At 64.6% G+C, this 13366-nt stretch carries 11 protein-coding genes and 2 tRNA genes; 4 read left to right on the forward strand and 9 right to left on the reverse strand.

The window, feature by feature from the left end; all coding sequences use genetic code 11:
* The first annotated feature begins 23 nt into the window (after positions 1 to 23).
* The gene (locus E1N52_RS04775) at positions 24 to 524 is read left to right on the forward strand and encodes an Lrp/AsnC family transcriptional regulator (RefSeq protein ID WP_133180678.1); all 501 of its coding nucleotides are present in this window, start codon (positions 24 to 26) and stop codon (positions 522 to 524) included.
* A gap of 112 nt (positions 525 to 636) precedes the next feature.
* Here E1N52_RS04775 and E1N52_RS04780 read toward each other — a convergent pair.
* From E1N52_RS04780 to E1N52_RS04790, 3 genes are all read right to left on the reverse strand, one after another.
* Positions 637 to 712, reverse strand: a tRNA-Ala gene (locus E1N52_RS04780).
* A 279-nt stretch (positions 713 to 991) separates the two neighbouring features.
* Positions 992 to 1076: transfer RNA gene (locus tag E1N52_RS04785), tRNA-Leu, on the reverse strand.
* A gap of 135 nt (positions 1077 to 1211) precedes the next feature.
* Entirely contained in the window at positions 1212 to 3395 is a 2184-nt protein-coding gene (locus tag E1N52_RS04790) for a TonB-dependent siderophore receptor (protein ID WP_133180680.1), read from the reverse strand.
* A gap of 289 nt (positions 3396 to 3684) precedes the next feature.
* Here E1N52_RS04790 and E1N52_RS04795 point away from each other — a divergent pair, with 289 nt between their 5' ends.
* Positions 3685 to 4626, forward strand: coding sequence for a LysR family transcriptional regulator (locus E1N52_RS04795; protein ID WP_133180682.1), 942 nt, complete (start codon positions 3685 to 3687; stop codon positions 4624 to 4626).
* Here E1N52_RS04795 and E1N52_RS04800 read toward each other — a convergent pair.
* Both E1N52_RS04800 and E1N52_RS04805 read right to left on the reverse strand, forming a co-directional pair.
* Positions 4580 to 5332 (reverse strand): SDR family oxidoreductase, encoded by a 753-nt coding sequence (locus E1N52_RS04800; RefSeq protein ID WP_133180684.1) that lies wholly within the window; start codon positions 5330 to 5332, stop codon positions 4580 to 4582. The genes E1N52_RS04795 and E1N52_RS04800 overlap by 47 nt on opposite strands.
* Positions 5333 to 5440: 108 nt before the next feature.
* On the reverse strand, positions 5441 to 6394 hold the full coding sequence (locus tag E1N52_RS04805) for a LysR family transcriptional regulator (protein WP_133180685.1): 954 nt from the start codon (positions 6392 to 6394) through the stop codon (positions 5441 to 5443).
* Positions 6395 to 6495: 101 nt separating this feature from the next.
* Here E1N52_RS04805 and E1N52_RS04810 point away from each other — a divergent pair, with 101 nt between their 5' ends.
* Positions 6496 to 7917 carry an aldehyde dehydrogenase family protein gene (locus E1N52_RS04810; protein ID WP_133180687.1) on the forward strand — a complete coding sequence of 474 codons (1422 nt, stop codon included), beginning with the start codon at positions 6496 to 6498 and terminating at the stop codon, positions 7915 to 7917.
* A gap of 84 nt (positions 7918 to 8001) precedes the next feature.
* Here E1N52_RS04810 and E1N52_RS04815 read toward each other — a convergent pair whose 3' ends face one another.
* Entirely contained in the window at positions 8002 to 9735 is a 1734-nt protein-coding gene (locus tag E1N52_RS04815) for a methyl-accepting chemotaxis protein (protein ID WP_133180689.1), read from the reverse strand.
* A gap of 151 nt (positions 9736 to 9886) precedes the next feature.
* Positions 9887 to 10777 carry a class A beta-lactamase gene (gene bla / locus E1N52_RS04820; RefSeq protein ID WP_425468005.1) on the reverse strand — a complete coding sequence of 297 codons (891 nt, stop codon included), beginning with the start codon at positions 10775 to 10777 and terminating at the stop codon, positions 9887 to 9889.
* A gap of 121 nt (positions 10778 to 10898) precedes the next feature.
* Here bla and E1N52_RS04825 point away from each other — a divergent pair, with 121 nt between their 5' ends.
* The gene (locus E1N52_RS04825; RefSeq protein ID WP_133180693.1) at positions 10899 to 11777 is read left to right on the forward strand and encodes a LysR family transcriptional regulator; all 879 of its coding nucleotides are present in this window, start codon (positions 10899 to 10901) and stop codon (positions 11775 to 11777) included.
* Between the two features lie 15 nt (positions 11778 to 11792).
* On the opposite strand, the gene E1N52_RS04830 is transcribed toward E1N52_RS04825, so the two are convergent.
* Entirely contained in the window at positions 11793 to 12290 is a 498-nt protein-coding gene (locus E1N52_RS04830) for a 2-thiouracil desulfurase family protein (protein ID WP_133180695.1), read from the reverse strand.
* Between the two features lie 36 nt (positions 12291 to 12326).
* Entirely contained in the window at positions 12327 to 13355 is a 1029-nt protein-coding gene (locus tag E1N52_RS04835; RefSeq protein WP_133181192.1) for a Zn-dependent oxidoreductase, read from the reverse strand.
* Positions 13356 to 13366 lie beyond the last annotated feature (11 nt).

Genomic DNA, 13366 nt, shown 5'->3' on the forward strand with positions numbered 1-13366 from the left:
TTGCGAAACGATTGGATGACGCAATGAAATTAACCAGGCATTCGCCCGCTACATCGAATGGACCGCCCGCATTGGATCGCATCGATCGCGCAATCCTCAGGCATTTGCAGCAGGACGCGTCGATTTCAAACGTCAGCCTCGCGGCCAAGGTGAAGCTCAGTGCGCCCGCATGCCTGCGGCGTGTGGAACGACTCAAGGAGTTGGGGCTGATACGCGGAATCGTCGCGTTGCTCGATCCGAAGGCGCTCGGCGCAGGCATGCTGGTCGTGATCGGCTTCGTGCTCGACCGCTCGACGCCCGAAGCATTCGCCGCATTCGAGAAAGCGGCCCAGAAGGTTTCAGGCTGTGTGGAATGCCACGTCGTGACCGGCGAATTCGACTACTTCATGCTGGTGCGCACGCGCGACAACGAAAGCTTCAATCAACTGCATGCGGAGCAGTTGTTGTACTTGCCGGGCGTGCGGCAGGTCCGCAGCTTCATGGTGCTGAAAGAGATTCTGTCGACGCACGCGTTGCCGCTGTGACGGTGCGCGTGCGAATGCGATTCCTCGAAAAGGATGCAGGAATATCGATGCAGCACGGGGAAGTGAATCAGGAGGATGAAGAAGCAACGTGCCCGAGGGCCACGCGTTCTGTTGGTGGAGGTAAGCGGGATCGAACCGCTGACCTCTTGCATGCCATGCAAGCGCTCTCCCAGCTGAGCTATACCCCCATTCAGAACGGCTTCTGCGCCAGTGGGATGACGCAGAATCGAGCAATGTCAGCTAACGGACCTGCTCGAAGAGCGGCGATTATATACGCGGCGCACGTAACCTCGCAAGCACTCGCGCGCGCTCGCCGGGAACTATACCGGAGTCCTTACGATTACTCCATAAAAGCAAAAAGCCAGCTGATAAGCTGGCTTTCTCGCCCTACTCGCAGCAGAAGCTTGCGAATGCAATCTTTTCCAATATCACCGCGTAGTTCCACAGCAAGATACTGGATTCAATTTTGGTGCCGACGGCGAGACTCGAACTCGCACAGCTTTCGCCACTACCCCCTCAAGATAGCGTGTCTACCAATTTCACCACGTCGGCATTCCAATACAACCCGGGACTCGTTTTGATCCCGTCCACTCTCGCCTCGTGGGCTCGAAGGGTCGCCATTGTATCGACTCGTCGCGCATTTTTGAAGGCCCTGCGCGAAGATTTTTTAAAGCCCCGGGCCGACGCTTAAAACTCCAGCGTTGAAGTCAATTCAAGCGTGCGTCCAAGTCCCACGCCCAGCTGATTCGACCCCGCCGCACTCCAGTAGCGCCGATTGGCTGCATTCTCCAGATTCGCCTGCACGGAAACGCGTTTGCCGTACACGCGCGTTGCGTAACGCACGCCTGCGGTCAACAGCGTATAGCCGCCAATCTGCGCCTGGTTCGCGTTGTTCACCTGGCGCGGCCCCACGTAATAGATGCCGCCATTCACCGAAAGACCCGCAAGCACCGGCACGCGATATTCGGCAAAGAGGCTCGCCGTGACGTGGGGCGTATTCTCCGGCGTCTTGCCGACGAGCGTCGGGTCGGAAGAATCGATCTGCTTCGCGTCGAGATAAACGGCCGATGCAGTGACTGAAACGTCCTTCGTCACATCGCCTTGCACCGAAAACTCCACGCCGCGATAACGCGCGTTGCCATCCATCACATAGACGTTGTCGGCATTCGTTTCGGCGCTGGCCTGTTTGAGGTTGAAAAGCGCAAGCGATACGAGCGTATTGCCGGCGAGGCGCGTGCGCACGCCCACTTCCTGCTGCCGGCTCACCGCCGCGGGCAGGATCTGGTTCGCGTTGACAGCCGTAGCCGGCGCGCTGCCCGCCGATTCGAGCGCTTCGACGTAGCTCGCATAGACGCTCGTCTGCGGTGTGACGCGGTAGGTGATGCTGCCCGATGGCGACGTGTGGTTGATATCGGAGCTTGGCGTACCGGCCTGCGAGGTCATGTATTCCGAGCGGCGCACGCCAGCCACGACCTGCAAGCGCGGCGTGATGTCGATCTGGTCGAACAAGTAAACGCCGCTGTTGCGCACGTGCTGTGCATAGAACTGCCGCGCGCTGCCGCTTTGCTTGAGCGTCGTGATGTCGATGGGATCGTAGAGGTTTTGCGCCGCCGTATACGTGTACGTCGTGAAGTCCGGCTGAAACAGCCAGTTCTGCACGACACCCGTGGTGACCGTATGCGTAAACGGTCCGGTCTTGAAGTCGCCGTTCACTTCGAGACGCACGTTCTTGTTCTCGTACATCTGCCCATATTGCTGGCTGCCCTGTAGCGTGCCCGCACCGGTCGTGACGTTGTACTTCTGGAACACCCAGGCCCAACGGTCGCGCCGCGTGATCGACTGGCCGAGCGAAAGCATCGCGCTCCAGTGGTCGTTGAACGCATAGTCGGCGCGCACGAGCTGCGACGTGGCGCTCGCCGTGGTCGGCCTGTTGTTCGGCACGAGCAGCTTCGAGGGGTCGGGCATGGCGGGCAGCGTGATTTTGCCGTTCACTGCGGTGAGCGGCGCGATGCCGGCCTGCTCGACAATGCGCGTTTCGATGTGCTCGATATCGTATTGCAGCTTGAGCTTGTCGTTCACGCGCCAGTCGAGCGCGGCGCTCACGAACTTGCGGTAGCCGCGATTGCCTTCGATGGGCGTTTCGACGTGCTCGTCCATCGCGTTCACACGAATGCCGAACTGGTCACTCGGGCCGAAGCGGCGCGCGATGTCGGCGGCGGCGCCGATCGATCCATTCGAGTCGCCGAGCACCGAAATGCTCGTGACCGGCTCGCTGCCCGCGCGCTTCAGCACCATGTTAACGATACCCGCCGGCGCGCCGAAGCCGTAGTACAGCGCGGACGCCCCCTTCAGCACTTCCACGCGCTCCTTGTTCTCCATCGGCATCCAGATGTTGTTGTCGATGGGAAGCAGGCCGTCGAGATAAAAGCTCGAGCGATTGTCGAGCGCGATGCCGCGCACCGAGAGGTTGTCGTATGCGAGTCCATTGAGCTGCTGGCGCGTCACGCCCGCGACGTTGCGCAGCGCGTCGTATAGGCCCGTGTCGCCCTGGGCGTCCATGACGGAGCGCGTGACGACGTTCACCGTGGCCGGCACGTCGAGCGCATCCATGCCGCGGTATTGACCCGTCTCGACGGTTTGCGGCGCGTAGCCCTGGGTCTTGCTGCTCGTGATCTTGACGGGCGCGAGCTGGGTGGTTTCGTCGGCCGACGCGGTTGGGTTGGCGGTTGCGCTCGCCGCGTCGGCGTCGGCTGCGCTCGCCGCATGTGTAATGCCCGCCATGCCCGCTGCCAGCGTGGAGTTGATGATCGCGTGTGCGCAGATCCTGCGCCATTGTTGCGTGCGCATTTGCGACGTGCGCGTGTGCGACATGCGCGTCTGCGACGCGCGCTTCCCCGAAGCCATGCTTTCCCTTCTTCTTTGCGTTCAACCAGCACTGTCCGGGCCGAGCTGCCATCCGGCCCCGATCAGCGAAAGACCGAGATGATAATGCGAATTATTCTTATTTCAAAAGATAAGCTCACGTTTTGTCGGGGAAATGCAACAACGATGTATGGCTGACGTAAGCGCTTCATCGCTTGGGGCTCAGCCTGGATCGCGGCGTGCTTCGAGGCGTAAGATGCACCTCTTGTCGCACTGGGCCAGCCCTCAAGAGCAGACCATGGAACTCCGCCATCTCAAGACCTTCCTCGCCGTGGCGCGGACCTTGAACTTCACGCGGGCCGCCGAGCAGGTTCACCTCGCGCAATCGAGCGTCACCGAGCAGATTCAGGCGCTCGAGACGGACCTTGGCGTGGCGTTGTTCGACCGCTCGCGGCGCAAGCTCTCGTTGACCGAAGCGGGCAAGCGCCTGCACGACTACGCGGGCGATCTGCTCAGTCTCGCCGAGGAGGCGCGCGCCTCGGTTACGGAAGCGGCCGGTGTGACGGCAGGCACGTTGAGCGTTGGCGCGCTTGAAACGCTCGGCGTTTCGCGCTTGCCGCCCTTGCTCGCGGCCTTCCGGCAAGCGCATCCGGCGACGGAACTCCAGTTGAAGGTGGCGGGCAGCGAAGCGCTGCGTAGCGGCGTGAAGAGCGGCACGCTCGACGTCTGCTTCGCGTTCGGCGAGCCGGTGCCCGTGCCTGGCGTGGAATACGAAGTGATCGGGCGCGAGCCGCTCGTCGTCATTGCGCCGCCCCGGCATCGGCTCGCGGGGCGTGCGGCCGTCACGCCCGGCGATCTCGCGGACGAAGCGTTCCTCGTGACGGAACCAGGCTGCGTCTATCGCCAGATGTTCGATGCCGCGTTTCCCGGTCGCCCGGAAGGCGCGCCGCACCGGCCACGTCTCGCCGGCGAGTTCGGCAGCATCGCGGCCATCGTGCGCCTCGTGGAAAGCGGGCTGGGCTGCGCGATCGTGCCCGCGCTCGTTGCCGCGGACGCACGCGAGCCGCTCACGGTGCTCGCGTGGGCTGGCGAGGCGGCGAGCGTGCCTGTCGTCATGAGCTGGCGCGCACGGCGTACCCAGCCCGCGGTGCTGCGCGAGTTTCTCGCAGCCTCGCGTGCATCCCCCGGCATCGTCACGACAGCCGGTGACCGCCTTCGACATGCAGCACTGTCCCCGTAACGAAGCCGTTCTCCATGAGAAAGCGGATGGCGTGAGCGATATCCTCGGGCTGCCCCACGCGGCCAACGGGCAAGCGCGCGGCCATGGCGTCGAGGGTGTCCTGCTTCGCGTCGCCGGCGACGAACGTCCAGATCGGCGTATCCACCCAGCCCGGCGAGACCACGTTCACGCGCTTCGGCCCCAGCTCGACGGCCAGCGCACTGGCGAGCGAGGCGAGCGCGCCGTTGATGGCCGCGACGACCGAGCCGCGCGGCGCGGGCCGATAGGCGGCGATACCCGACGTGAACGTGATCGAGCCGGTGGGCGCGAGCACGGGCGCGCCGTGCTTCGCGAGCAGCAACGGGCCGATGAACTTCGAGTCGATCACGCGGCGCGCGGCTTCGAGTTCGAGCGATGGCAATAGCTGATACGCGCCTTCGATATCGGCGGCGGTCGTCACGATGTGATCGAGCGGCCCAGTAAACGCGAACAGCTCGGTCACCTGCTCTTCCCTTGCGATATCGACGGCGAACGTGCGCACGTTGTCCGGGTGAGGCAGGCGTTGCTTCGCCTCGGCGAGCTTTGCGTGCGATCGACCGGCAATGATGACTTGCGCGCCGTCTTCCAGCAGGCTTTTCGCGAGCGCGAAGCCCATGCCGGAGCTGCCGCCGACGATCAGAACGCGCTCGTTCGTGCGCGCGGTGCGATTCGTGATATCCGTTTCCATGCGTCTCTCCATTGTGGAGAGGTCAGTATTGCGTTCGCACCGCCCGCAACGGAAACGGGAATCCACGATAGTCGCAATCGGAACCGGCGATGATCGCGTGCGGCAGGATCAGCCCTTGGTGGCAGCCCCGCGCCGGCTCTTTTTCGCGGGCGCGGCAGCACGCTCGCGCATGGCGTCGGCGTGTTCGCGAATCGTCTCGATCAGCGCGCGCAATCCCGCCGGCGCGTGGCGCCGCCCGGGGTAATAGAGGCAGAGTCCGTCGAGCGGCGGCGTCCAGTCCTCCAGCACGCGCACGAGCGTGCCCGCCTCCAGGTCCGCGTTCACGTTCCATTCGGTCAAATACGCGAGGCCGAGTCCGTCGCGCGCGGCCGCGAGCATGAGGCCGGGCTCGTCGAGCGTCAACGCGCCCGCCACGTCCACGCGCACGGCCTGCCCGCGCCGCTCGAACTCCCACTGGTAGATTTGCCCGCTCGGCATGCGGCTGCGTATGCAGCGGTGCGACTTGAGGTCGGCTGGCGTGCGCGGCGGCTTGTGCTTCGAAAAGTATTCCGGACTGCCAACTACAGCGAAACGCTGACGATCGCCGAAAGGCACGGCGATCATGTCCTGCGGCACCGTTTCGGCGAGGCGAATGCCCGCGTCGTAGCCTTCGACGACGATGTCGATGAGCCGGCCTTCCGTGACGAGATCGAGCTTCATCTCGGGATAGCGCTGCAGATAAGCGATGAAAACGGGCATGACCTGTTTCGCCGCCCCCACCGAAGCATTGATGCGCAACGTGCCGGAGGGCGTATCGCGAAAGCTCCCCGCCTGGTCGAGCGCCTCGCGGATCGTGGACAACGCGGGCGCGACGCTGCCCACGAACTGCGCGCCCGCTTCCGTCAACGCCACGCTGCGCGTCGTGCGGTTGAAGAGCCGCACGCCGATGCGCGCTTCGAGCGCCGCCACCGCGTGGCTGAGCGCCGAGGTCGATACGCTCAGCTCATCCGCCGCCGCGCGGAAGCTGCGATGGCGCGCCACGGCCAGCACAGCTTCGAGTTCCACCAGGCCCGATGTTTTCATTATCCCAGATCGCTCAACATGTCATGCGCCATTGTACGGCTAGTCAACGCAATGCCAGGCGTCTATCTTGCCTTCATCGACTCACATTTTCCGGAGCAGCCATGCAAATCATCGACAAGATCTATATCGACGGCGCGTTCGTCACGCCGCACGGCGAGGAGTACTTCGACCTCTTCAACCCCGCGACCGAGGCCGTAATCGGCCGCGTGCGCCTCGCCGACGCGGCGGACGCGGACGCGGCCATCGCCGCCGCGAAGCGCGCGTTCCCGGCGCTTTCTCGCACCTCGAAAGCGCAGCGCATCGAGATGCTGATGGCGCTGCACGAGGCCGTCGTCGCGCGCGAGGACGCACTCTTCGAAGCGATCGTGCAAGAGTACGGCGCGCCGGTCTCGCGCGGCCGCTGGATGGCGCAGCACGCCTCCAACGTGCTGGGCGACGCAGCGAAGGCGCTCGAAGGCTACACGTTCATACGGCGCGCAGGCACGGCTGAGGTGACCATGCAGCCGCTTGGCGTGGCGGGGCTGATTACGCCATGGAACAGCGACGCGGGCTTCATCTGCGGCAAACTCGCAGCCGCGCTCGCGGCGGGTTGCACGGCCGTCATCAAGCCGAGCGAGATGAGCGCGATCCAGACGCGCATCGTGACCGAGGCGCTGCATTCGGCGGGCCTGCCTGCGGGCCTCTTCAACATCGTCACGGGCCGCGGCGACACCGTGGGCGCGCGCATCACCGGGCATCCCGACGTCGCCAAGATCTCGTTCACGGGCTCGACCGCAGTGGGCAAGTCGATCCTGCGCACGGCGGCGGAGACGCTCAAGCGCGTGACGCTCGAACTGGGCGGCAAGTCGCCGGTCATCGTGCTCGACGACGCGAATTTCGACGAAGCCGTGCCGCTCGCGCTGCAGGCTGGCTTTATGAACAGCGGGCAGGCGTGCATTGCGGGTACACGCATTCTGGTGCCGCAGTCGCGGCTCGGCGAATTCGAAGCGCGTGCCGTGGAAGCCGTGGCGCAGATTCAGGCGGGCGATCCGCGCGACACGCGCACGAGCGTCGGCCCGATGGTGAGCCAGAAGCAATGGGAACGCGTGCAGCGCTATATCCGCATCGGCATCGACGAAGGCGCACGTCTGATTGCGGGCGGCGAGGGGCGGCCCGAGGGTATCGAGTCGGGCTGGTTCGTCCGTCCCACTGTGTTCAGCGACGTAACGAACGACATGGCAATCGCGCGCGAAGAGATTTTTGGGCCGGTGCTTTCGATCATCGCGTATCGCGACACGGAGCATGCCATCGAGATCGCCAACGATACGCCCTATGGCCTGCAAGCCTACGTGCTTTCGCCCGATATGGCGCGCGCGCGAGGCGTGGCCGCGCAGATCGAAGCAGGCCGCGTGCTCGTCAACACGCTCGCCCATGAGCCGGCCGCGCCGTTCGGCGGCTTCAAGCAATCGGGGATCGGGCGCGAGTATGGTGCGTTCGGGATCGAAGCGTTTCTGGAACCGAAGTCCACGCTTGGCGTGCTTTGATGCGCCGTTAGCCGCGTCAAAAATGCAAACGCCCCGGTTGTACCGCTAACCGGGGCGTTCGAACTGTGCTTTGAGCGAGTTACATCAGAAGGTCTGCCAGTCGTCATCGGACGCGGTCGTCGCCGGTTCGCGGCGATCCGCCTTCGGAGCGGGCGCAGCGGGGGCACGCACGGGCGCTGGCCTCGAAGCTGCGGGACGCTTGACCGTTGCGCTTGCAACGGCCTTTGCCGCCGGCGCGATGCTCGTCGTTGCCGCACGGCCCGCCGAACCGATGTTGAACACCGACACCAGCTCGCGCAACGCGGCTGCCTGCGAGGACATCGACTGCGCCGCCGCCGACGCTTCCTCGACGAGCGCCGCGTTCTGCTGCGTGACCTCGTCCATCTGCGTGACGGCCTGGTTGACCTGCTCGATGCCGGTGCGCTGCTCGCCCGAGGCCGCCGAAATCTCGTTCATCAGGTCGGCAACGCGCCTGACTGATTGCACGATCTCACCCATCGTGCGGCCCGCGTCGTCCACAAGCGCCGTGCCGTTATTCACGCGCTCGACCGATACGCTGATCAGTTCCTTGATTTCGCGCGCCGCCGTCGCGCTGCGCTGCGCGAGCGTGCGTACTTCGCCGGCCACCACCGCGAAGCCGCGGCCCTGTTCGCCCGCACGCGCCGCTTCCACGGCCGCGTTGAGCGCCAGGATGTTGGTCTGGAATGCAATGCCCTCGATCACCGAGATGATCTGCGCGACCTGCTCGGAGCTGTTTGCGATATCGCGCATCGTATCGACCACGCGGCCCACCACTTCGCCGCCGCGCGTGGCCGTTTGCGAAGCCTGGCCCGCCAGCGTGTTGCCCTGGGTCGCGTTGTCGGCGTTCTGCTTGACGGTCGCCGTCAGCTCTTCCATGCTCGCCGCCGTCTCTTCGAGCGAAGCGGCCTGCTCTTCGGTGCGCTGGCTCAGGTCGGTGTTGCCGGCCGCGATCTGCGCGGAAGCCGTCGCAATGCCTTCGCTGCCCGTGCGCACGCGGCCCACGAGGTCGACGAGCCGCTCGTTCATGTGACGCAGCGCGCCGAGCAACTGTGCCGCCTCGTCGGTGCCCTCGACGTCGATGCGTGCGGTCAGATCGCCGCGCGCCACCGTTTCGGCCACGTCCACGGCCCGAGCGATCGGCCGCGTGATCGAACGCGTGATGAAGAGCGCAATCGTGGCACCAAAGCCAATGGCGATCACGATCAGCGCGATGGTCCAGGCGAAGGCGCTGTGGTACGCCGCCTTCGCCGTGGCGACTTCTGCGGTCGAGCCGTTGTGATTGAGGGTCACGTCCTGGTTGATGAGATCCATGACGGCCGTGAACGACTTCGCCGATGCGGACGAAACCGCAGCGCGGGCATCGGGCGATCCGCCATCGGCGGACATGACGAGAGCCTCGATCTTCTTGTCGTCGTCCAGATATTGCGACCATGCCGTGCCGATCGAATCGAACAGGCGGCGCTCTTCGGCCGACGACACCAGCTTCGAATAGCTGTCGAACAACGTGCCGAACTGGCCGATCATCTGGGCGTGCTGGTCGTGCAGCGTGGCCTTCTCGCTGGCGTCGCTGGTGATCAGCATGCGCAGCGACGTGCGACGCACGTCCTGCGCCTGATTGCGCATATTGCCTAGCGTCTCGACGCTAGGCAGCCAGTTCGTGCCGATTTCCTCCGTACCGTCGAATATGCGCGACGCCTGAAGGAGACCGATCCCGCCCACTGCGCCAAGCAGGAGCAACACAATGGCAAAGCCCGCGCCGAGACGCGGACCGATCTTGATTCTGGTAAGGAATGACATGGGGGACGCCGTAGTGAGAGGTCATCCCTATTGACGACATCGACGCCAGAAAATTAAGTCAATGTTGCAAATATAACAGCGCGTAAGGAAAGAGAACGGCAAGCGAACGATCGGTCTCTTCTCATACGATTAGGATGCCGTATCAATTTCGTCAGAGACTCGCCATCCATACTCCGACCCGCGCGATCGCCGCATCGCGCTGAGCCGAACTCGCGTGCATTGCGCCTGTGAGATACGTCGTGACGAGAATGGGGGCGCGTCCCGTGGGCCAGACAATTGCCACATCGTTTGCCGTGCCATGGTCGCCGGTGCCGGTCTTGTCGCCCACGCGCCAGTCCTTCGGCAAGCCTGCGCGCAAACGCGCGTCGCCAGTCTTGTTGGCGACGAGCCATGCAATAAGCTGCTCGCGCGATGCCGCGGAAAGACGCTCGCCCAGCAGCAATTCGCGCAGGTTCGCGACCATCGCGGCGGGCATGGTCGTATCGCGCGGGTCGCCTGGGATCGCTTCGTTGAGCGTGGTCTCGTTGCGGTCGAGGCGCGTGACCGGATCGCCAATGCTGCGTGCGAAGGCCGTAATCGCGGGCGGCCCGCCAATGCTCTCCAGCAGCAGGTTGGCCGCCGTGTTGTCGCTCCGCGTAAGCGCGGCTTCGCACAGCTCGGCGACCGTCATGCCCGCATTGTCCCCACTGCCCGCGCGCGGTCCGCTCACGGGCGAATACGACACGACTTGCGCAGTCGAATACACGATCTTGCGCGCGAGGTCTTCCTTACCGTGATCCTTGCGCGTCAACACGGCCGATGCGAGCAAGACCTTGAACGTGCTGCACATCGGAAAGCGCTCGTGCATGCGCCATCCGCGCACGTGCCCGTTCGCCGTGTCGAGCATCGCCACACCGAGCCGTCCGCCTGCCTGCGCCTCGATGGCGGCGAGCTGCTTTTCCACTGCGTCAACGGGCGCCGCGCCCGCTTCCGGCGCCTGTCCCGCCGTCGCACCGAATGCCTGAGATGCAACGCCAGCTATCGCACTGCCCAACACCGTCATCGTGAATCTACGTCGCGTGATCATGGCCTCTCCTTGAAGTGCCGCCACTATCGCGTGTTCTCCACGAGGTGACAAACGATGATAAATTGCGCGGTGCCCCAGAAAAACTTATGGATCGATCATGCGAACGTATCTGCCCCTCAATGCCTTGCGCGCCTTCGAAACGTCGGCGCGGCACCTGAGCTTCACACGCGCGGCGAGCGAGCTGAACGTCACTCAGGCGGCCGTGAGCCAGCAAGTCCGCACGCTCGAGGAGCGGCTTGGTGCGACCCTCTTCAAACGTCTGCCGCGCGGCCTTGCAATCACCGACGAAGGTCTCGCGCTGCGCCCCGTGCTTACGGATGCGTTCGACCGTATCGAAGCCGTGTTGCGGCAATTCGAGGGCGGCCACTTTCACGAGGTGCTGACGGTGGGCGCCGTGGGCACCTTCGCGGTGGGATGGTTGATGCCGCGCCTGAAGTCGTTTCACGACGCGCATCCGTTCGTCGAGCTGCGCATCATGACGAACAACAATCTCGTCGATCTCGCGGGCGAAGGTCTCGACTTCGCCATTCGCTTCGGCGACGGCACCTGGCCCGGTTCGCGCGCTGCGAAGCTGTTCGACGCGCCGCTCGCCGCGCTCTGCACGCCCGATATCGCGCAGCGTCTGCAGAGCCCTGCCGATCTCGCCAACGAAAAACTGCTGCGCTCGTATCGAGCCGACGACTGGACGCTCTGGTTCGAAGCCGCCGGGCTCGCACCGCGCCCCGTGCGCGGGCCTGTATTCGATTCGTCGCGGCTCATGGTGGAAGCGGCGATGCAGGGCGCGGGCATCGCGCTCGCCCCGGTTTCGATGTTCGAGCGCGATCTCGCGGCGGGCAGGCTCGTGCGGCCCTTCGATATCGAGGTGCAGGCGGGCAGCTATTGGCTCACGTCGCAAAAGGGGAAAACGGCGACGCCCGCCATGCGCGCGTTCAAACAATGGATCGTGAAGGAAGCCGGCAGCGGCGAGGAAGCGTGACGCGCGGTCGTCGTTTTACGCGCCGACTTGAGTGAGTCGCGCGTGAAGCGCTTCGATTTCCGATTCCGCGAAGACCTCGATGCCGTGCTGGCGCAGCAACGCAGTCGTCACCCCTGCGCCCGCATGTTTGCGGCCCCCGAAGCTGCCGTCGTAAATGGCACGGCTACCGCACGAAGGGCTGCCATCGGCCAGCAACGCATAGCGGCAGTCGTGGGCTAACGCCAGTTCGAGCGCAACGCGTGCGCCTTCGACGAAGTGCGTGGAGACGTCCTCGCCGCGCGCATCGATCACGTGTGCGATCCCCGCCAGCACCGCGGCGCCCGAAGCGGCGTTTGCGATCTCCGCCGGTGGCCGCGGCACGCCGAACCCGCCTGAGACTTCAGGGCATACGGGCACGAGCCGCCCCTCGCGCTGCCACTGCTCGATCAGTGCATGCGCAACGGTTTTCGCCGAGCCGTCGTATCGAACCGGACGGCCAAGCAGGCAAGCGCTAACGAGTATTCGAGGAAGCATGCGCGGTGAGATTCCATTGCACGAATGCCCCGCATTTTACGCGCCGAAGTCGAGCAACACCTTGCAAGCTTCGCGCGGATTGTGCTCCGCCAGCTCGAACGCGCTGCTCACCTCGCGAAAATCCACCTTGTGCGTGATGATCGATTCCGGCGTGACGAGCCCGCGCTCCAGCCAATCGATCACGGTCGGGAACATCGCGCAGTTCAGGCGCGAAGCACACAACGTGAGTTCCTTTTTCGTCAGCTCCTGCTGCGCGATGGCCGAAGGCGTCGACGAAAAGCCGAGCAGCCCGATACGTCCCGCAGGCGCTGCTAGCCGCACCGCTTCTTCGAGAATGGACGGATGGCCCACCGCGTCGAAAATCAGCGTTGGGCCGTCTTCCACTCCACGCGCGCGCAGCGCGTCGGCAAGCGGCTCGTTGCGCGTGTTGATGGTCTCGTCGGCTTGCGCCCCGCAGCAGCGCGCGAGTTCGAGCCGCTCGTCGAGCTGATCCGTAATGAAGGCACGCACGCCGTACACGCGCTTGAGCACCTGGAGGATCGTTAGCCCCACGGTGCCCGCGCCGTATATCAACGCAACGTCGCTTTCCAGCACGCCGGTACGCGCCGTGACGTTCGCTGCCACGGCAAACGGCTCGACAATAGCCGCGCACGATTGCGCAATACGCTCGGGAATGCGGTACGCGTTGCGCGCGGGCGCACACACATACTCGCTGAAACCGCCGTCGCGATGCACGCCCAGCACGACGAGATTACGGCACACGTTCTGCCGCCCGATCTGGCACGCGTGGCAACGCCCGCAGCTAATGACGGGATCGACGGCCACGAGTTCGCCCACGCGCGCGGCATCGACACCCTCGCCCACGGACTCGATGCGGCCCACGAACTCGTGGCCGATGATGCGCGGATACGACACGAACGGATTGTGCCCGCGATAGATGTGCAGGTCCGAGCCGCAAATGCCCGCATAACGCACCCGCACGCGCACTTCTCCCGCTGCGGGCGTGGGCTTCGGCATCTCGCGCACGGCGAGGCTGTTCGGTCGATCGACCACGACGCTCAACATAGCAGACGCTT

Origin of the sequence: Paraburkholderia guartelaensis, assembly GCF_004353905.1 — a bacterium.
In the GTDB taxonomy this organism is placed as follows: domain Bacteria; phylum Pseudomonadota; class Gammaproteobacteria; order Burkholderiales; family Burkholderiaceae; genus Paraburkholderia; species Paraburkholderia guartelaensis.